Annotated in this window: 18 protein-coding genes; 11 read left to right on the top strand and 7 right to left on the bottom strand. The window is 43.9% G+C overall.

The genetic code is table 11. The features are described 5' to 3' along the window. Positions 1 to 4: 4 nt before the first annotated feature. Positions 5 to 928 carry an acyltransferase gene (locus IHE35_RS03285; protein ID WP_242789295.1) on the bottom strand — a complete coding sequence of 308 codons (924 nt, stop codon included), beginning with the start codon at positions 926 to 928 and terminating at the stop codon, positions 5 to 7. 250 nt (positions 929 to 1178) lie between these two features. On the opposite strand from IHE35_RS03285, the gene IHE35_RS03290 reads away from it, so the two are divergent. From IHE35_RS03290 to IHE35_RS03330, 9 genes are all read left to right on the top strand, one after another. Next, on the top strand, positions 1179 to 1832 hold the full coding sequence (locus IHE35_RS03290; protein ID WP_242789296.1) for an OmpA family protein: 654 nt from the start codon (positions 1179 to 1181) through the stop codon (positions 1830 to 1832). 134 nt (positions 1833 to 1966) lie between these two features. Then, positions 1967 to 4006 carry a UvrD-helicase domain-containing protein gene (locus tag IHE35_RS03295; protein ID WP_242789297.1) on the top strand — a complete coding sequence of 680 codons (2040 nt, stop codon included), beginning with the start codon at positions 1967 to 1969 and terminating at the stop codon, positions 4004 to 4006. A 46-nt stretch (positions 4007 to 4052) separates the two neighbouring features. Beyond that, positions 4053 to 4505, top strand: coding sequence for a dUTP diphosphatase (dut, locus tag IHE35_RS03300; protein ID WP_242789942.1), 453 nt, complete (start codon positions 4053 to 4055; stop codon positions 4503 to 4505). A gap of 237 nt (positions 4506 to 4742) precedes the next feature. Continuing rightward, a complete protein-coding gene (locus IHE35_RS03305) occupies positions 4743 to 6164 on the top strand; it encodes a phosphomannomutase/phosphoglucomutase (RefSeq protein ID WP_242789298.1) in 1422 nt (473 codons plus the stop codon). 10 nt (positions 6165 to 6174) lie between these two features. Then, positions 6175 to 7083: an acetylglutamate kinase gene (gene argB / locus IHE35_RS03310; RefSeq protein ID WP_242789299.1), complete on the top strand. Its 909-nt coding sequence runs from the start codon at positions 6175 to 6177 to the stop codon at positions 7081 to 7083. Between the two features lie 270 nt (positions 7084 to 7353). Beyond that, entirely contained in the window at positions 7354 to 8202 is an 849-nt protein-coding gene (locus tag IHE35_RS03315) for a class II glutamine amidotransferase (protein ID WP_048881344.1), read from the top strand. 276 nt (positions 8203 to 8478) lie between these two features. Next, complete coding sequence (locus tag IHE35_RS03320; RefSeq protein ID WP_242789300.1) at positions 8479 to 8934, top strand: bacteriohemerythrin; 456 nt, start codon at positions 8479 to 8481, stop codon at positions 8932 to 8934. 139 nt (positions 8935 to 9073) lie between these two features. Continuing rightward, on the top strand, positions 9074 to 10153 hold the full coding sequence (locus IHE35_RS03325) for a hypothetical protein (RefSeq protein WP_242789301.1): 1080 nt from the start codon (positions 9074 to 9076) through the stop codon (positions 10151 to 10153). Next, positions 10153 to 10479, top strand: coding sequence for an RnfH family protein (locus IHE35_RS03330; RefSeq protein WP_242789302.1), 327 nt, complete (start codon positions 10153 to 10155; stop codon positions 10477 to 10479). The genes IHE35_RS03325 and IHE35_RS03330 overlap by 1 nt, the downstream gene beginning before the upstream one ends. A gap of 109 nt (positions 10480 to 10588) precedes the next feature. Here IHE35_RS03330 and bamE read toward each other — a convergent pair whose 3' ends face one another. After that, positions 10589 to 10987 (bottom strand): outer membrane protein assembly factor BamE, encoded by a 399-nt coding sequence (bamE, locus tag IHE35_RS03335; RefSeq protein WP_004811126.1) that lies wholly within the window; start codon positions 10985 to 10987, stop codon positions 10589 to 10591. A gap of 112 nt (positions 10988 to 11099) precedes the next feature. On the opposite strand from bamE, the gene fur reads away from it, so the two are divergent. Then, positions 11100 to 11537, top strand: coding sequence for a ferric iron uptake transcriptional regulator (gene fur, locus IHE35_RS03340; protein ID WP_004811125.1), 438 nt, complete (start codon positions 11100 to 11102; stop codon positions 11535 to 11537). 76 nt (positions 11538 to 11613) lie between these two features. Here the strand turns inward: fur and IHE35_RS03345 are convergent, their stop codons facing one another. Beyond that, the gene (locus tag IHE35_RS03345; protein WP_242789303.1) at positions 11614 to 12735 is read right to left on the bottom strand and encodes a PilT/PilU family type 4a pilus ATPase; all 1122 of its coding nucleotides are present in this window, start codon (positions 12733 to 12735) and stop codon (positions 11614 to 11616) included. 26 nt (positions 12736 to 12761) lie between these two features. After that, a complete protein-coding gene (locus tag IHE35_RS03350) occupies positions 12762 to 13799 on the bottom strand; it encodes a type IV pilus twitching motility protein PilT (RefSeq protein ID WP_163168563.1) in 1038 nt (345 codons plus the stop codon). 123 nt (positions 13800 to 13922) lie between these two features. Between IHE35_RS03350 and IHE35_RS03355 the strand changes: the two genes are divergently transcribed. Further along, positions 13923 to 14609, top strand: coding sequence for a YggS family pyridoxal phosphate-dependent enzyme (locus IHE35_RS03355; RefSeq protein WP_242789943.1), 687 nt, complete (start codon positions 13923 to 13925; stop codon positions 14607 to 14609). A gap of 35 nt (positions 14610 to 14644) precedes the next feature. Here IHE35_RS03355 and IHE35_RS03360 read toward each other — a convergent pair whose 3' ends face one another. The 3 genes from IHE35_RS03360 to IHE35_RS03370 are packed head-to-tail and all read right to left on the bottom strand — an operon-like array spanning position 14645 to position 20622. After that, on the bottom strand, positions 14645 to 15751 hold the full coding sequence (locus IHE35_RS03360) for an acyltransferase (protein WP_242789304.1): 1107 nt from the start codon (positions 15749 to 15751) through the stop codon (positions 14645 to 14647). 5 nt (positions 15752 to 15756) lie between these two features. Next, complete coding sequence (locus IHE35_RS03365; protein ID WP_242789305.1) at positions 15757 to 19362, bottom strand: AAA family ATPase; 3606 nt, start codon at positions 19360 to 19362, stop codon at positions 15757 to 15759. A 9-nt stretch (positions 19363 to 19371) separates the two neighbouring features. Further along, complete coding sequence (locus IHE35_RS03370; protein WP_242789306.1) at positions 19372 to 20622, bottom strand: exonuclease SbcCD subunit D; 1251 nt, start codon at positions 20620 to 20622, stop codon at positions 19372 to 19374. Between the last annotated feature and the right edge of the window lie 427 nt (positions 20623 to 21049).

The following is a 21049-nucleotide window of genomic DNA, read 5'->3' on the forward strand; positions in this document are numbered from 1 at the left end:
TACATCAGGCTGCTCGAGCCAGATCCTGCTTCATTTTCTCAATTAACTGATCTTTCTCAGTCCATATTTGATGAACCCATTGCTGGAAATGCTCGCGGTATTCAGCATCTTCTTCATAATTACCGCCCAGTACCCAGTCTGGGAGTTCAATCTTTCTTAAATCTACCGCAATACGGGGTACTTCGCCCAGCCAGAATTCACCATAACCTGGTACACCGTCCGGATAAACGATGGTCATGTCTACAAATGCATCAATACGGTCACCCAGAATATTCAATGCCAGTGCCAAGCCACCGGCTTTTGGTTTTAACAGATGTTTATACGGGGACTGTTGCTGGTCATGTTTTTCCTGGGTAAAACGGGTACCTTCCAGATAATTGAGCAGGGTAAATGGCTGACTCAGCAACTGCTGGCAGGATTTACGCGCTTCATCCATATCGCGGTCTTTTAGCGCAGGATTTTTGGCAATCTGTTCCTTGGTGTGACGCTTCATCATCGGGAAACCGAGGATTTTAAATGCCTGTCCGACAAATGGGATAAAGATCAGTTCCCATTTGGTAAAGAAACGGGTCAATGGCATACGGGTTAAGCCGAAGTATTGATTAACCGTCGTGTCGACCCAGCTCTGATGATTACAGCTCATCAGGTAGCGCCCCTGCATATTCAGATCCAGAGATTCATCGATGCTAATGGTCCATTGGGTATTTTTAAGGACATTTTCAATCAGCCAGTTGTTTACGCCAAGCCAGCTGTTGGTAATCTTGATATTGGTTTCATCAATTTTAGATGACTTTTTGACTAGTTTGGTCAGACCCAAAGCCAGTACTGGCGGTCCATGGAAAAAGGTGCTTCCCGTCATTACTGAAGTCACTGTCAGGCCACGTGCAATTTTTTTTAATATAGGTTGTTTTTTACTTTCCGACGACATATAACCCTGTCCTAAGCTGAAAATCGACTAAATTTTGTCATATTATTAACAATATACGTTCTCAATCTGAAATAGAAAAGTGCCGAATGAGAACTATGGAGGAAATGTGATGAAGTTAACCGTTTTGGTTACACATAAACATTACAAATAGTTACGAAAAGATTTATTATTAACAAATCAGATATGGTTATTAATTGAATTATTGACCATTATTCTTCAAATACAACAAAACAAGTTAAGGAGGCATGCGATGCGTGCATTGTTAATTACAGCAGCTGTAGCAGGGGCGGTAGCACTTACAGGTTGTCAAACTACTGGTAATAACCTTGGTGGTATTGAATACGACAAAGCAGCTTTAGGTACAGTAATTGGTGCTGCGGCGGGTTATGGTATTTCTAAAGGCAATGCAAACACTAGCCGTCAAAACAACCGTGCAGCTGCAATTGGTGCAGTAGTGGGTGGTGCAGCGGGTGTTTACCTTGACAATAAAGAGAAAAAATTACGTCAAGCTACAGCAGGTACAGGTGTAGATGTAAACCGTAATCCAGACGGTTCGATCAACCTAGTAATGCCAGGCGCGATTACATTTGATACCAACAAATCAAATATCAAACCAAACTTTTATGCAACATTGAACAAGGTTGCTCAAGTTCTAACTGAAGATAGCCAAAGCGGTATTTTGGTAACTGGTTATACTGACAGCACTGGTAATGATTCAATCAACCTGCCATTGTCTCAAGCACGTGCGCAATCTGTTGCGAACTACCTTGCTGGTCAAGGCGTAGCACGTACACGTATTAATGCTCAAGGTTTAGGTTCAGCGAACCCAATCGCAGACAACACAACTGCAGCGGGTAAAGAACAAAACCGTCGTGTTGAGATTGCGGTATATGCTGTTCAGTAAGATCTGAATTGCAAAAAGACCACCTTCGGGTGGTTTTTTTATGTCTGAAATATGATGCAGGAAAATGAATTTTCAATTAGGAAACTGAGCTTGAGCCGACTATAATCGGAGCCGAATCTAGAAGAGGAAGCACTATGTCACTCGCCAGTCAGTTAAATGACAAGCAACTTGAAGCCATGAAATACACTCAAGGACCCTTGTTAGTGCTTGCCGGTGCGGGTTCAGGTAAGACTTCAGTAATCACAAGAAAAATCGCCTACTTGGTCAAGCATTGTGGCATTCCGGCACACCGTATTACTGCCATGACCTTTACCAACAAAGCCGCACGTGAAATGAAAGAGCGTGTGGGTAAGTTGCTCACCCGTGAGGAAGGTAAAGGCTTATCAGTATCGACTTTCCATACCTTTGGTCTAAATCTATTACGTTTAGAACTTAAACATACACCGCTGAAAAATAATTTTTCGATTCTGGATGCAGATGACTGCAAGCGTATTCTGATGGACCTGATGCACCGTGATAATTTATCCGGCGCAGAAAGCAAGGAACTGATCGCAAAAGCGATGAAAATGATTTCCGACTGGAAAAACGATCTGATTCCGCCAGAGCAGGCCCATACCACCTGTGAAACTCAGGAAGATGTCCAGTTTGCACATTTGTATCAATTGTATGAACGTAACTTGCGTGCTTATAACGCCGTCGACTTTGATGACCTGATTGTGATGCCAACGCGTTTGCTACAGGAAAATGCCGAAGTGCGTGATAAATGGCAGAACCGTGTGCGTTATTTGTTGGTGGATGAATATCAGGATACCAACACCGCCCAGTATATTCTGGTGAAGTTGCTGGTGGGCGTGATGGGCCAGTTCACTGCGGTAGGTGATGATGACCAGTCGATCTATGCCTGGCGTGGTGCTAAACCGGAAAACATGGCGCTGTTACAACAGGATTTCCCGAATCTGAAAGTCATCAAGCTGGAACAGAACTACCGTTCAACCAGTCGTATTCTAAAAGCGGCGAATACCGTTATTGGCAATAATCCGCATATCTTTGATAAAAAACTCTGGTCAGACAAAGGCCATGGTGAAGTGATCCGTGTCATCACTTGCCGTAATGATGATGATGAAGCCGAACGCGTGGTGAAAGATCTCATTACGCATAAGCTGATGAATGGTAAAAACTGGAAAGACTACGCGATTTTGTATCGCGGGAATTTTCAGGCACGTATTCTGGAAACCCAGCTGCGTCAGATGCAGATTCCTTACAAGCTCTCGGGAGGTCAGTCTTTCTTTGCGCGTGCCGAAATCAAAGACGTCATGAGTTACCTGCGTCTGATCATTAACCCGGAAGATGACAGTGCCTTCCTGCGTATCATCAATACACCGAAACGCGCCATCGGCCCGGTGACGCTGGAAAAATTAGGTCTGTTTGCGCAGGAAAATAATCTATCGCTTTTGGCTGCGGCAGCTGACCAGCGTCTGACCATGGCGATGCCAAAGAAAGCCACGACTCAGCTGGCCGAATTTGCAGACTTCATCAATAACTTTACCCGCAATCTGCTGGATGATGATGAACCAGTGCCGATTATCCGCCAGATGATGGTGGAAGCCGGCTATATTGACTACATCAAGGAATCGGCAGCAACCCCGGCGCAGGAAAAAACCAAGCTCGACAATATTGAAGTTCTATATAGCAGTATCCAGAGCCTGATTAACCGTGCTGAAGATGTGGATGAAAAGAATATTGAAAGTGTGATCCGTAAAATGGTGCTGCTGGATATGCTGGAACAGCAACAGGAAGCGGAAGATACTGACAAGGTTAATCTGCTCACCTTACATGCGTCTAAAGGTCTGGAATTCCCTTATGTCTATCTGATTGGTCTGGAAGAAGAGATTCTGCCACACAAAAACTCGATCGCGGCAGAAACCGTTGAGGAAGAACGCCGTCTGATGTACGTGGGCATTACCCGTGCCCGTCAGGGTTTGACGATTACCTTGGCTGAGCAGCGTAAGGCCGGTGGTCAGATGAAGCAGATGACGCCAAGCCGCTTCCTGGATGAATTGCCAGAAGATGAGCTGGAATGGTTGGGTCGCAAGAAAAAGCTGGCTGGCAATATTGATCCGAAACAGCAGGCACAACATTATCTGGATAATTTGCGCGCACTGATTAAGCGTTAAAATTTAAGTAATTAATCTATTGATATTTTTCTACAGGAATAAAATGATGAAAGTACAGGTGAAAGTCCTTGATGCACGCCTTGGCAATGAATGGCCTATGCCAAATTATGCAACCACAGGTTCTGCAGGACTCGACCTTCGTGCATGCGTGAACGAAACCACCGTGATTCAACCAGGTCAAACAGTTCTGGTGAAAACTGGTCTGGCTATTTATATCGAAGATCCTGCATTTGCGGGCCTGATCCTGCCACGTTCTGGTCTGGGTCATAAACACGGCATAGTACTGGGTAATCTAGTGGGTCTGATTGATTCGGATTATCAAGGCGAACTCATGGTTTCGGTATGGAATCGCAGTCAGACTGCATTTAGCCTGGAACCAGGTGAACGACTGGCACAGTATGTACTTGTCCCAGTGGTTCAAGCACAGTTCGATATTGTGAATGAGTTTGAAGCCACTGAGCGTGGTGCAGGCGGCTTTGGTCATACTGGCAAGAACTAATTTAAAAAAGAGCCTACATTCAATCAAATGTGGGCTTTTTTAAGGGTTGATAGAATAAGATTTATCCCGTTTTTCAGCTAGCATTTATCCATTCGTTATATTTTTTAAATTGATTATTTATCTGAAATCAGCTAAAAGTACGTTGTCCTAGAACAAAAAAACTAAAGTTTCACATCATGGTGATTAGACCTGATTTCTGAACTTATATTCTCCTATTTAGCAGTGAAATTACGATCTATGGGATTCATGCATCATCCATTCCCCATGCAAATCTTTCGTGCTTATGACATTCGCGGTAAGGTTAGTTTACTCAATGTCAGCATGGTAAATGCCATTGCACATGGCTTGGCCCAGCAGTATCAAGCTGCGGGACAGACACGTGTCGCAATTGGTTATGATGCGAGGCTATCGAGTCCGACCTATGCCCATATTATTCAACGCATATTAAGCCAGTATTATGCGATTGAAGCGCAAATTATTGGCTGCTGTTCTAGTCCGATGCTGTATTACACGTCACGTGAATTTGATGGTAATGGCATCATGATCACTGCGAGCCATAATCCACGAGAAGATAATGGCATCAAGTGGTTGATTGATAATCAACCCCCATGTCCTGAAATGATTCAGGCAGTAGGACAGGAAGCTCAAAAATATTATTCAGAGCAACTGCAACAGGTAGACTGGATTGAGCATGAGATTATTCCAGAATATTGCCTCAAATATCAGCAGTCCATTCTCAATGATATTCAGCTGAAACGCCGTTATCGGGTCGTGCTGGATGGTCTGAATGGTTCAGCTGGACGCTGCGCGGCTTTGGTGTTGAACAAGCTAGGCTGTGATCTGACGACAATAAGAACTGAAGCGAACGGTCATTTTCCCGATCATGCGCCGGATCCGTCTCAGGAAGCTCATTTGCAGCTGTTAAAAGCAAAGGTTTTAGAAACAGGAGCCGACATTGGAATTGCCCTAGATGGTGATGGCGATCGCCTGGTACTTATCGATGCGGAAGGACAGGTGATTACGGCTGATCAGCTGTTATGCCTATGTGCTGAAATTTGTCTTAAAGATCAGGCTAATAAAGAATTTGTCTTTGATGTGAAATGTTCTACCCTCGTTCGTAATACGGTACAAGCGCTGGGTGCTAAGCCGGTCATGATCCGCACAGGAAGTTCTTTCCTGCGGAAGTATCTGGCGAATTCTAAAGGACAGGCAATTTTCGGTGGTGAATATGCCGGACACTATGTCTTCAATGATGGCCGTGGCGGCGGTTATGATGATGGTGTTTATGCGGCACTCAGAGTCATGGAGTATCTGGATCAAACTGGACAGACACTGGCAGAAGCACTGGCACGTTATCCCAAACGTACGGGTACTGAAGACCTCTATATTTCGACGCATCAGATTAAGCCACTAGAATTACTTGACTTTGTTGAAGCACAATCAGGTAAATTAAACGCGCAAATTAGTAAAATTGACGGTATACGTCTTGATTTTGATGATGGTTTTGGCATCATTCGAGCATCCAATACAGGTGAATACTTCACAGTGCGTTTTGATGCGGAAAATCAGAGCCGCCTGAATGAAATTCGTCACCTGTTCGTTTCGATGTTACGTGACCGCTATCCAGCGATCGCCCAAGATATTTTAGATGCTCAATAAGGAGAGGCGAATGCCAAATCAACAGACAGGCATCGACAAAGCACAAATTCTGACTGAAGCTTTGCCGTATATTCAACGCTTTGCGGGTAAAACCCTAGTGGTGAAATATGGCGGTAACGCAATGACCGATCCTGAGCTGGAGAGTTCATTTGCTCGTGACATCGTGTTGCTGAAAACTGTAGGTCTGAATCCGATCGTAGTACATGGTGGCGGTCCTCAAGTCGATTCTATGCTGAAACAGCTGGGCCGTGAATCTGAACGTATTGACGGCATGCGTGTTACTGATCCTGTAACCATGGAAATCGTTGAAATGGTGCTTGGCGGGAGCGTAAACAAATCCATCGTTAATCTGATCAACAAACATGGTGGACGTGCCATTGGTTTGACCGGTAAAGATGGTAACCTGATCCGTGCACAAAAACTGCTGATGGAAAAAACAGCAGAAGATGGTTCAATCCAGAAAATTGATTTAGGTCTGGTGGGTGAAGTGGTTGGTGTCAAAACTGACGTACTGGAAATGTTTACCAATAGCGATTTTATTCCTGTGATTGCACCACTAGGTGTGGATGAAGAAGGCAATACCTATAATATCAATGCAGATTTGGTGGCCGGTAAAGTCGCTGAAGCATTGGGTGCAGAAAAGCTGATTTTATTGACCAATATCACAGGGGTATTGGATGAAAATAAAAATTTGCTGACAGGTTTAAGCACACAAGAAGTCGACCGTTTAATCGAAACTGGAGTCATTTACGGTGGTATGATTCCAAAAGTGGGTTGTGCGCTTGATGCGGTGAAAGGTGGTGTGGTGAGTGCGCATATTGTGGATGGTCGTGTACCGCATGCCAGCCTGCTAGAAATCTTTACTGATCATGGTGTGGGTACATTGATTACCAACCGTGTAAAGTCAGCCCATCATTAATTCAATGATTGAAAAGAGTCTCAGTTGAGGCTCTTTTTTATGCCTTTTATTTTTAGGTCTTATCTTCTGAAATACGAATAATTTTTCCTTAGTAGAACATCGTCATTTCAAAAAATAGCTTGAGCCAGATTGATCTGTTTTCTAAAATAAAGCATAAAAAAGCATTCTTTAGCATTTTTAGCGCATAATATTGAATGGATCAAGATTTGAAAAGCCCTATGGACTCATGCACAATAACTGCATAAATACCCCGATACCTGAATGAAGATTATGTGCCAGCTGCTTGGAATGAATTGTGCGACACCGACGGATATTACCTTTTCATTTCGAGGCTTTTCCCAGCGCGCAGGGATTACTTCAGATCATGCCGATGGTTTTGGGATTGCTTTCTTTGAAGACAAAGCCTGCCGTTTATTTGTCGATAACCAGTCTGCGGTTGAATCACCGATTGCCGAGCTGATCCGCAATTATCCAATCAAATCCAGGAATGTGATTGCGCATATCCGTAAGGCGACTCAGGGTAAAATTAATCTGGAAAATTCGCATCCTTTTAGTCGCGAGCTGTGGGGACGTCAGTGGATCTTCGCGCATAATGGTGATCTGCATAATTTCTTTCCAGAGCTCTCAGGCCGTTTTACGCCAGTCGGTAATACCGACAGTGAACGTGCTTTCTGTTATCTGCTCGATCAGCTGGTAAAGCGCTTTGGTTATCATGAACCGAAACAGGATCAGATCTTTGATCTACTGACCGAGATTTCGCCATCCATTGCCGAGCATGGTACTTTTAATTTCTGCTTGTCCAATGGTCAGGCGCTGTTTACCTATGCCATTACCAAGCTACACTGGCTGGTGCGTGAATATCCGTTTAAGCCTGCACAACTTATTGATATCGAAGTTGAAGTCGATTTTAGCCAGGTGACTACACCCGAGGATCGTGTCGCGGTGATTACGACGGAGCCATTGACCCAGAATGAAGAATGGACTGCCTTTCAGCCCGGTGAGATGATTCTGTTCCAGCATGGAGCAAAAGTACGTTCTCAACTAACCCATGTGGAACGTCTGGAACGTGAGCGACTGGATCCTTCGCTAAAACGGGTGACACGTGCAGATCAGTATTAATCTCGAAACTAAAAAGACAGTATAAAAGTGCTGTCTTTTTTGTTTAATAGTCATGTAAAAAGCAAAGATTAATAATAGCTTATAGCTCTTATTGGTTAATTAATATCTGATCTTTTTGCTCGGAATAAATTATTTTTAATTATGTATAACAAACACTTAACAAGAAAAATACAATTTTAGCTCTAAAGCCGACTAATTCACTTTATTTTTATTTAAATCAATAATCTATATGCTTTAATTTATGTGATAAATCCTCAATATTTATAGGTGGTCGTAATGAAGATGAAATGGGTTCCAGAATACAATACTGGTATCGATGTGATTGACGATCAGCATAAACGAATTCTCGATTATATTAATGAAATCGACGAAATTGATGTCAATACAGATCGTGCGCGTATTAAGCAAATTCTAGAAAATATTATCGATTACACACAATCGCATTTCACTTTTGAAGAATCACTTCAGGAAGAAGCGGGTTATAAATATCGTGTTCCGCATAAACGTGTGCATGATCTGTTCATCAAGAAAATTGAATCCTATCGTGACCGTTTTGAAATAGGACATTCGATTGAAGCTGAATTACATGAAGTATTATCGAAATGGCTGATCAACCATATTCAGCATGATGACGCGGATTATGTGGATGCGGTGAAGGAAAATATGATCGGCCTGATCAAAGAAAAAGAAAAGAAAAAGGGCAAAAACTGGTTCGCTCGTTTTTTCTCATAAAGTAATTTTCCCCTATAACAAAAATTAAAGTCTAATGATCATTTTGCGCAGCAAATCATCTTCGGGTGGTTTGCTTTTTGTTTTTGATTTTCACCGCTATGCAAGGCAAAATAGCGCTAGATTTTTATAGGAATGCATCATGCAGGACAATACTATGTCAAAATGGTTATCGCCTCTGATGGCTTTTTGTTTATCCTTTCTTATTATTGCGACCCTCGCACCAATAACAGGTATTCAGATTGATCGTCAGCTTGATTTCTGGATGTTGTGGTTGGCGACAATGCTGATCCTGGCGCTTCCAGTTTGTTATCTGGAAATTGCTTTAGCGAAACGTTCCAAAACGACCGCATTACAGGCATTGTCGAGTCTGACCCGTGAGGCAGACAGTTCGCAGCGCTGGCGTATTGTCGGTTGGCTGGCTGTGGTGTTTATTCCATTCCTTGCTGGTGCCATGCTGAATCATGCTGCCAATGTGGTGTCGATTGCCAATATTGAAGTACAACAACCGTTGATCCTGGCTGGATTAGCAATTATAGCTTTGCTCCTGTCTTTAATTCCGCGTCTGATTCTGGTGGGAATTACGACAGTTGGCGTGATCGCATCTTTAATCCTTGCTAATGTCATGGGTACAGCACTGCCTGAATGGCAAGTCACTCCGTTACAGTTTTCTGAATGGGGCAATGCAACGGTCCTGGCACTGGTTGCCAGTGGTTTAGGTATGGGGCTGTATTGGCAGTCTAGTCTGGCTGCGGTGAAGCAGCAGGATGTTGCGACCAAAACTGTATTACCGATCTGGATTGCACAACTGCTTGCAGTGATTGCTTTTGGTTTCTTCGCGGTAAAAGCTGAAGTACCTGCATTTGCCTTGGTTGCTGCGATTGTAGTTGCGGCTGCACTGATGTTACAGATGGCACGTGAGCAGCTGCAACAGCGTCAGATCAATGTCATTATTCAATGGGCAATTGTAGCGGTTGCGACACTGGTCTGGTTGATTCCAAATATCACGCCGGTCTTTAATAGTTTGCTAATCCTATGGGGCTTGGTGATCAGTCTGATCTATACCTTGTTTGCCGGCTGGATCATGAAAATCAGTCATCTTCGTAAATCAATGAATTTCAGTTCGGAAGCATTCTATAACATCTGGCGAATTGCAGTTCGAGTGGTATTACCCGTGTCGATCGTTGTTGCGATTATTGCAGTGTTAGGGCAGTGGTTCTGATGAATCAGTCAGCGTTGATTTGGGTGGCATATGCTGCCCCTGAGCAACAGTTTCATATTGCAGTGCCATTTCAGCAGGGCATGACTGCACTGGATGCGATTGCTGCAAGCGGCATCCGCGATCAGGTGGAATTGCCTGAATCTTTAAATCTGGGAATATTTGGCGTGCACTTGCAGGATCATGCACAGCTTTTAAATGCTGGGGATCGAGTAGAAATTTACCGTGCGTTGACCATTAATCCTAAGGATATACGTCGTAAACGTGCAGCGCAAAATCCTGTAGGACGTTACATTAAAGGTAACCGATCGAAGCTGTGGCAATCCTGAAGCTGATCAAATGCTTCATAAAAACAGCAAAATGCCATTAATTTGACAAACCTATGCAGTTAATTAGAAAAACCCCTAGAAATACAGGGGTTTTTTTATGGAAAAGCGATTATAGTGGTGGCGCTGTCAGAATCGCTTCTTTCGAACCAGGTAAACCGGGTTGTGACGCTGGAATGGTTTCTAGACCTTCAATACGTTCCACAATACCGTTTGGATTAAAGTAGATTTTTAAGTGCTGACCACGTGCAGCAGGAATGTTGGCTTTTTTAGCATAGGTTCCTGGGGTATAATTGTAGATGTAGTCCCAGCGTAATGGATTTAAAGGATCTGTCACTGTTGGGCTGCCAAGTAGGAAGCGGACTTGTTGGTGGCTCATTCCCACCTGGATTTTAGAGGCTTGTGCTTGAGTTAAAGGTGTTCCTTGAGGAATATCAACTTTGTACACACCTAAGGTCGAACAGCCGACGAGCAATGAAGTGACGAATAACGTCAACATGATTTTTTGCATTTTGCTACACTATCCCAAATTAATTATGATGCATTTGATCCAAGGATAGATCATACTGCATCTAAACTTTGTTGCATATTCCAACTTTAATTTTGTTGAGAGACCTTTTTACATGCCTATTTCAAATCAAGATTTACGCAAAGCTGGACTGAAAGTTACCCTGCCTAGAATTAAAATATTAGAACTATTAGAAAACTCACGTCAGCACCATTTAAGCGCGGAAGATATCTACAAGACTTTACTCGATCAAGGGGAAGATGTGGGTCTTGCAACTGTATATCGTGTGTTAACACAGTTTGAAGCAGCAGGCATTATTCAGCGTCACCACTTTGAAAATAATCATTCTGTATTTGAAATTATGCAGGATGATCACCATGATCACCTGGTATGTCAAAACTGCAATAAAGTTGTTGAATTCACCAATGACGTAATTGAACATGAACAGCACGAAGTTGCGAAAAAATTCGGCTTTGAATTAACAGGCCACTCACTGAATCTGTATGGTTACTGTGATGAACCTGAATGTCAGGACGCTTATCGTAAAAAATAATGCCAGGTTTTCTTGGACATAAAAAAACAGGCTTCATTTGAAGCCTGTTTTTTTATATGAGGTTTATGATTTAATCTTAAGATTGTCCATCAAAGGTAATATTGCTGCCGGCATTCATTAGATGTGCACCGCCTTCTTCTGCTAGCTTGATTTGCAGACGTAGATCGTTCGGAGAATCGGCATGTTTCAGCGCATCCTTGTAGCTGATCTGTTTGGCCTTATACAGGTCATACAGTGCCTGGTCAAAGGTCTGCATGCCCAGTTCACGCGAACGCTTCATCAAGTCTTTAATTTCATGCACATCACCTTTACGGATCAGATCTGAAACTAAAGGTGAGTTGATCAGGATCTCAATTGCGGCACGACGGCCTGTACCATCAATGGTTGGGATCAGCTGCTGCGCCACAATGGCTTTCATGTTTAAAGACAGGTCCATAAACAGTTGGTTATGCCGGTCTGCTTCAAAGAAGTGAATAATCCGGTCAATGGCCTGGTTAGCGTTGTTGGCATGCAGCGTGGCAAAGACCAGGTGACCGGTTTCTGCAAAGGCAATGGCATAGTCCATGGTTTCACGTGAACGGATCTCACCAATCAGAATCACATCTGGTGCCTGACGCAGGGTATTTTTCAGGGCAATTTCAAATGAATCTGTGTCGATCCCGACTTCGCGCTGAGTAATAATACAGCCCTTATGTTGGTGAATGAATTCAATCGGATCTTCAATGGTAATGATATGACCCTTGGAGTTTTCATTGCGATAACCGACCAAAGATGCCAGCGAGGTTGATTTACCTGTACCGGTTGCCCCGACAAAAATAATGATGCCTCGTTTGGTCATCGCCAGTTCTTTCAGAATTGGCGGTAACTTGAGTTCATCCATGGTGGGAATCACAGTTTCAATCCGACGTAGCACCATCCCCGGTTCATCACGCTGCTGGAAAGCACTGACACGGAAACGCGTGGACTTGTCCGGAGTGCTGATCGCGAAGTTACATTCACGCGTTTCGGCAAATTCCTTACGCTGCTTTTCGCTCATGATCGAGTTCAGCAGTTGTCCCACAGCCGGCCCCGGCAATTTTACTGAACCAATCGGTACAATCTGACCGTTAACTTTGATAGAGGGTTCGACATCGGCTGTGATGAACAGATCCGAAGCCTTTTTCTCTACCATATAATTGAGTAAGCCGTTAAAGTCCATGATAAAACCCCAATAAAATTAATTTTTTATAAGAATGATTCAGGCTGTTTAGCAGCAGTACGTGCAACTTGTGGGCTGATCACGCCTTTAGATACCAGTGTTTTCAGGCTCTGATCCAGTGTGGTCATACCATAGTTGGCACCGGTCTGAATTGCAGAGTACATCTGAGCGACTTTGTTTTCACGGATCAGGTTACGGATTGCAGGAATACCGATCATGATTTCATGTGCAGCCACACGACCACCGCCATTTTTCTTCAGCAGGGTTTGTGAAACAACCGCTTGTAGTGATTCAGACAGCATGGCACGAACCATGTCTTTTTCTTCTGCCGGAAATACGTCAATCACACGGTCAATGGTTTTTGCCGCTGAGGTGGTATGCAGGGTGCCGAACACCAGGTGACCAGTTTCCGCAGCGGTGAGCGCTAGACGGATGGTTTCAAGGTCACGCATCTCACCGACCAGGATAATATCTGGGTCTTCACGTAATGCAGAACGTAATGCTTCATTAAAACCATGGGTATCACGATGCACTTCACGCTGGTTGATCAGACATTTTTTTGATTGGTGTACAAATTCGATTGGATCTTCGACGGTCAGGATGTGGTCATAACGGTTATCATTAATATAGTCCAGCATCGCTGCCAGCGTCGTTGATTTACCTGAACCGGTTGGACCTGTCACCAGCACCAGACCACGTGGATATTCACAGATATCTTTAAAGATTTGGCCCATGCCCAGATCTTCAATGGTCAGGACTTTAGATGGAATGGTACGGAATACGGCACCGGCACCGCGGTTCTGGTTAAATGCGTTGACACGGAAACGGGCCACGCCAGGAACTTCAAAGGAAAAGTCAGTTTCAAGATTTTCTTCATAGTCACGGCGCTGTTTATCGTTCATGATATCGTAAACCAGCTTGTGCACTTCTTTGTGTTCCAGAGCAGGCAGGTTAATACGACGAACCTCACCATCAACACGAATCAGTGGTGGCATCCCCGCAGACAAGTGTAAATCCGACGCGCCATTTTTAGCAGAAAATGCTAATAATTCTGTAATGTCCATAAAGTCCCCAGAGTCATTTAAATGTTATTTATTTTGATAGAATAATAAGGCTTTCCCACAGCTTAACCAACACTTAGTTGGGGAGCAAGGGAAAAAAACATGAACGAAATGAGAACTCCGTCAATGAAAATGATGCAACTCGCACGAGATCAGGTATTGGCCCAAATCCACACTGCATGTCAGCAGGCTGGTCGTGATGAACAGACCGTGCAGCTGCTGGCTGTTTCAAAGACACATCCAGCAGAAATGTTGGCGGAAATGTATGCAGCCGGACAGCGCAGTTTTGGTGAAAACTATTTACAGGAAGCGCTAGATAAAATTGAAAAGTTGCAGGATCTAGAGATTGAATGGCATTTCATTGGGCATGTTCAGCGGAACAAGACCAAGCATCTGGCAGAAAAGTTTGACTGGGTACATGGGGTAGATCGTCTGATTATTGCTGAACGTCTGTCCAGTCAGCGTGAAGATGATCAAGCACCCCTAAATATCTGTCTTCAGGTGAATATCGACGGGCAGGATACTAAAGATGGCTGTCAGCCAGAAGAAGTAGCGGATCTGGTAGCACAAATCAGCCAATTAGCTAAACTACGTCTGCGCGGGTTGATGGTGATTCCGGCGCCACATAATACGGCGGCTTTTGCCGATGCCAAGGCTTTGTTCGAAGCGGTTAAAACGCGACATGCTCAACCTGAGGATTGGGATACTTTGAGTATGGGGATGTCAGGCGATATGACCGAAGCGATTGCCGCAGGTTCAACCATGGTGCGTGTCGGCACAGCCTTGTTTGGTACACGTCCTAAAAAAGATTAACAGATCCGTATTTTCAGGATTGTTAAAAAAAAGCGTTATGGCATTGAGTTGGATAACGCTTTTCTTTTTTGTGGTTCGAGGAATTTTGCCATTAAGCTAGCCAGTAGAACTAAAACCAGCATAGTCGCAACTAGAGCCAGAACAGCTCCCCCTAGACCATAAGCACGGCTTTGTGGAAAGCAGCCCAAAATAAACAGCAGTAAAGGAAAATGAGTGACATAGAGGGTATAGGAAAAACTCGCGGACTTTATCCAGACCGGTTGATAGTGACTGAGCTGTTGTTGCAGTTGAATCAGCCAGCAGACAAAAGCCAATCCCATCAACATGTTAAATGGCACAAAATAGTTGCCACGATAAATCTTGACCTGATCGATGATATGAAAGTTATAGGCGTCCATACAGGCAATAAAAAAGGCCACACTCAAGCAGCCCAGTTTAAGTGAATTTAAATGATTTAAGACATAGTGTTGAATATGAGCAAATGAACTGGCAAAGGCTGTCAACCATAAAAGAAAATAAATCAAAAACTGGGGGTTAAGGGCTGTAAGTGTAATGAACACTAAAGCAAAACCGAGTCTGGCAATAGCGGAGTGTTTTAAAAAAGGCAAAAAGCCTGCCAGCACATAAAACCAGACTTCAAAACTTAAACTCCATAATGGCGCATTGGCAGATAGGGTGGGCGTCACAAAGCCATTTAAAAAGAATAATGAACCCAGAAAATTGTCCCACTCCAGACTATAGGTGGTGCGAATCATTATGCCAAAACTGTTCTGAAACTGATGACTATGAGAACTAAAGAAATAAGGTGCCAGAATATATAAGATCAAGGTCAGAGCGAGGGCAAACAGGAAAGGCGGCAAAATCCTGTGGCAGCGCTGCTGGATATAGTGAGACAGATTAAACTGGCTGTTTTGCTGGATATTATTTTGTATAGAGGTTCCGATCAGATAACCACTTAAAGCAAAGAACATCATCACCGCGGCCTGACCCAGCAGCCGAACCCAGGAATAGAGGGTTAAATCAAAAGGGGCGATAAACGCCTGAAAGCAGTGACTGAATAGCACCACAATCGCACTCACTCCACGCAAGCTTTCCAGTTGTAAGCTGAATTCAGCTGAAAATCTGCGTGAAGTCATATTCATGTGCGCTAGCCTATAATCTGAATGGTACTGGCGCCAGAGCCGACTGGTTTAACCTGAATTTGGACTGGAATCCGTTCATGCATTTCCTGAACATGCGAAATGAGCACGACTTTACGACCCTGGCTTTGCAGATGATCCAGTGCATTCATCACCATATGTAAAGACGCTGGGTCGAGCGTACCAAAACCTTCATCAATGAACAGCGATTCCAGCTTCATCGAACCAGAGGCCATGTTGGCAATGGCTAAGGCTAATGCCAGTGATACCAGAAAAGTTTCCCCACCGGACAGGGAAAGTACGGGGCGGACCTCACTGTTCATATCCAGGTCAATAATCGCCAAACTCAGACTGTTCGGAATACGGTACAGCTGATAGCGTGGAGCCAAAGGCTGAAGCTGCTGGTTGGCATATTCAACCAGAATATCCAGATGATGTTCCTGAGCAATTTTCTGGAATTTGGTACCTTCTTTATGTCCAATTAAGTCATAAATCCGGCCCCAGCGATATTCTTCAGCCTTAATCTGCTCAATTTGATGCTGATATTTGGTATACGTGCTTTGGTTGTTGGTATTCATGCGCAGTTTGGCATCGGTCTCATTCAGGGCTTCTTGTTTTGCTGTCTTTTCCTGTATCAGCACAGCAAGTTTTTGTTCAATGTCCTCAAATTCATGTTCAGGCTGTAGTTTTAAATGCACCTGATATTGTTCTTCGAGTAACTGCCATGCGGTTTTGGCATTTTCCAATGCCTGTTTCTGATTGGCCAGATCCTGACGGATACGCTGATGGCTGGCGAGATCGATAGCTAACCATTGGCTAATCTGTTCTGTGCTCACCTGTGGATGGACTTGCTGCCAAGCCTGAATACTCTGCTGATATTGCTCAAGCTGCTGATCAAGCTGCTGCTGTTGGGTTATGAAATCCTGTAGCTTAAGATCGGCCTGATGTAGCTGTTTTTCTGCCTGACTGGTTTGTTGTCGCTGGATTTCCAGTTGCTGTTGCAAGGCCTTGGTTTGCTGATCCAAAGTCATCTGCCACTCTGCAGCCACCCGATATACTTGTCCTGCATATTGCTCGGTCAATTCGGCTAGTTGCTGGCGCAGGTCTTTACCTTGCTGGATGAGATGTTCCAGAGACTGCTGGCATTGAGCAAAGTTCTGCTGTTCAACTTGCAGCTGATATTGGGTTTTATCAACTGCTTGTTGCTGTGCTTGCAGCTCAGCTTCCAATTGCTTTTGCGCACCTAAATGTTGCATACGCTGTTGTAACTGTTGCTGCAGTGTAGATAACCATTTTATTGGATCCTGAGATGAATAATGCTCAGGTAATACATTGATGATAGGCTGAATGAACTGGGCCAATTGTGCGCGCTGTTGCAGAACCAATTGCAGTTGATGCAAGTGCTGTTGCTGCTGACGCCATTGCTGTAATAACTGCTGTAACTGCTGTTCTTGTTGTTGCAACTGTTCAATCTGCTGCAAGTTGCCATTTTTGTGATCTTTTAAAAGTTGGGTTAAATGATTTAAATCGTTTTCGTTATCAGCAATAACCCCTAAAGTCGCCAGCTGAGTTGTACATGCAATCTGTTGCTGCTGAATTTGCTGTTGTAATGCTTTCACGCGCTGCTGTTGCTGTTCAATCACAGTTTGCAGCTTTGAGATTTCAATCCATTTCTGTTGCTGGGTTTGAAGCAGCTGATCGAGCTGTTGTTTGGCTTGCTGTAATTGCTGTTCCTGGAGTTGGTGCAGGCTTTGTTCCAGCAGCTCATGTTGTCCCTGAACAAAAGGATGTGCATGACTGCCACACACCATACAGGGCTGATCAGGTTTTAATTGGGCACGCAGTTCCTGCACGCTTTGCGTATATAACAAACGTTGCTGGGCTAAAATCTGCTCCAGCTGTTCATAAGCATGTTGTTCGGATTGAATCTGTTGCTGCAACTTTTGTTCAGCATCCTGCAATAATTGCAGTTGCTGTTGCTGGGTATTTATAGAAGTTTGTAGTTGCTCTGACTCTTGAGATTGCTGAAGAGTCTGTTGCAAGTGTTGCTGTAGAACATCAAGCTGGAGTTGTTCAGTATGATGCTGTTGGCGTGTCTGCTGAACAGATTTAAGTTGCTGATCTAACTGTTCAATACTTTGATGTTGCTGGATCCAGTGATTGAGCTTGGCAGATAATTCGGCAACAGTTTTTTCCAGTTCAGACAAAGGCTGATTCAGACTTTCAGGATTGTTTTGCAATAGTTGTTGAGACTGCTGTAAATAGTCTTGAATACGTTGCAGGGTTGCGTGAGGTTCCTGATCAAAAACACTTAAAAATTCTGATTGGGTTAACTGCTGAGTGATCTGCTGCTGTTGAGCCTGAGTATGACTTAAGGCCAATTGTTGTTGTGCTAACTGCTGTTCTAAAGGTTGCAGGCGAGTCGCTTGAAACTGGCTTTGCTCCGCATTTATTTTTTTATACTGTTCAGATACCGTATGGATGGCATGATCCAGCTTTAAGCCTGCTTCCAGATGTGGCTTGATCTGGTCTAAATGCTGGTGAAATTTTTGCTGCTGTTGCTGTAAGCCTGTAAGTTTAGTTTCTTCTTCAGTAAAGCGTTTTTTTAGCGTCTCAAATTCAAGGGTGAATTGTGCCTGTTGTTGCTGAATCTGAATTTTTTTCGGTTCTAAATGGGAACGCTGAATAAACTGATCACGGATAGACTGGAATTCATCCAGCTGTTCCAGTAATTGTTGCTGTCCTGCAGATTTATTTATGGCATCCAGCTGGACGTCATACACTTCTTTTTTAGCATGGACTTCGGCATACAGCTTATGACGGTCCAGATGCCATTTTTTCTCATTTTCCAGCAGTTTTTCAGATTGCTGAAGATTCTGTAATTGTAAAGACAGCGCCGTCTGTTGCTGTTGTAAGGCGTTCATATCTTCTTCGGACAGAATTTCAATATGCCCAATCAGCTTTTCCAGATCACTGCGCTTATTTTTTACTTCACTGAATTTTTCTGCCGCTTTTTTACTGACCTCACTGAAAATTTGTGAATTGGTCAAATATTCCAGCAGGTCTGCACGTTCATGATCTTTGGCTTTTAAGAAGGCTCCCACTTCAGACTGGGCAAGTAGGACAGCACGGGTAAACTGCTCAAAGCTGAGTCCAATCAGTTTTTCAATCAGCGGCGTAACTTCGGATATTTTCTGTGTAAGTGTGGTGTCATCATCCAGGCATTTGATATAACGGTCGACTTTTAAATTGCCATCAATTTTATTGCGGGCACGGCGGATTTCCCAACGGGCAAGATAGCGTTTACTATCCAGCGCAATAAATTCCAGTTCACTAAAGCCGGTGGTTGTGCCACGACGCAGAATATTTTTAGAATCTTTGATGGAAACATCCTGTCCACCCGTATCTTTGAGACTGCCAGTCGCACCTTTTAAACGTGGAATTTCGTTATACAGTGCCAAACACATGGCATCCAGCAAGGTAGATTTACCTGCACCAGTTTTACCGGTAATGGCAATCAGGCCGGCATGTGCTAACGGGCTATCATCAAAGCGAATATCATGGCTACCCGCCAGAGAAGCCAGATTATTTAAACTCAAACGTAAAATTTTCATGGCATTTCCTTATGGCTGCTGCACATCAATATCTTGCTGGGCTTCATGTAGCAGCTGCAGGAAATCACGCTTTACCGAGTCATCTGGATCATAACCCATCTTTTCCCAGAGGTTGACGAACAGGGATTCCGGGGTCGGAGGCGCCAGATCAATTTTAGAAATGTGCGTGCTTGAGTCCGCTACTTGCTGATAAATCCGGGAAATACGTAGCAGTCGGTAACGGTTTGGCGGCAAAGCCTGTTCAATCTGCTGTCTGAGATCTACTGGGGGAGGCGCAGTGGTAGTGTATTCAATTTCCAGGAAATGGCGTGCAAACAGCTGTTCAATTTCACCATTCGGCAAGGCCTTGACTTGGTCAATCAGATCATTGAGGTCGGCACGAATCCGGAGCAGATCTACAGTGCGTGGAATGATCAGAGGCTCATATTGAAAGCGTTGTTCATCTGACTGCATCGGGTCAATTCGTACCTCTACGACCTGATGTTTATAATTCAGTTCACTAAAAGACAGCGGAATCGGGGAACCACTATAGCGGATATGTTCCTGACCGACTTTCTGCGGCTTATGCAAATGCCCCAACGCGACATAATCAATACCATCTTCAAAAAGCACCGTCGATAAGGCTTCTTCATGTCCCACTACAATCGGACGTTCAGAATCCGAAGTTTCTCCACCTTGCATATGCGCATGTGACATCAGAATCAGCGCCTGATCTGGCTGTTGACGCGCACGTGCTTCAGCAATCAGTTGCTGGTGTAAATAGGCTATTGCACTTTGATTGCTGCTGGTATGTTCATTCAGTCCGGTAATTTCGGCACTACGCAGATAAGGCAAGGCCAGGCACCAGGCTACAATTTTCTGTTCAGGGCTATAAATCGGCACCATCAGACGATCCAGATCCAGCTGATTATTTTCCTTGCGGCTGATGACACCGACTGCACGTGCATTGAATTTGGCAAGAAAAGGCTCAACCTGCTCGATGCGATAACCTGAATCATGGTTACCGGCAATCATCAGGGTTTGCATGTGCGGTGCCAGTGCATGGGCACTGGTTAAAAATTGATAAAGCTGTTTCTGAGCGCTGGAGGACGGATTGATGACATCAAAGATATCGCCTGCAATTAGCAGGGCATTTGGCTGTTTTTGTTTAATTTGTTTCAGCAGCCAGCTGAGAAATTGGCGATGTTCAAATTCACGATCATGATTATGGAAAAACTGCCCCAAATGCCAATCTGATGTATGTAGAAAATGAACTGCCATGTCCCCTGAGCCTATAAAAGTTTAAACACCCGAAGTGGGTAAAAGCATGGATGAAACCAGCAAAAATCTTACTTCCGAAGCAGGAATGATCGTTTTCGTCTGGATGAAAAATATCAGTATAGTGAGCTCGATCTGAGAAAACCAGTATCGGGTTGGGCAACTACTTTCTATCTGCCCCTAATAAGGCAATTTAATTTCTTGTTTTTTATCTATGTTTAAACTGAAGCAATAAGGAATAAAAATTTAGAAGCCCAAAAAATAAAGACCGACGATTCGAGTGATGGTGAAATCGTCGGTCAAAGTATGCTGTTTAAGAAAATTTTGGCTGCTATTCAAAACTTTCTGCTGCACACGAGTCTTATTGCTTTAGCAAAGATCAAACAGATTTGTGGATGCCGGTACAAATTTGGTGACCTTGTACCCTATA

It is taken from the genome of Acinetobacter sp. ASP199 (genome assembly GCF_022700675.1).
In the GTDB taxonomy this organism is placed as follows: Bacteria; Pseudomonadota; Gammaproteobacteria; order Pseudomonadales; family Moraxellaceae; genus Acinetobacter.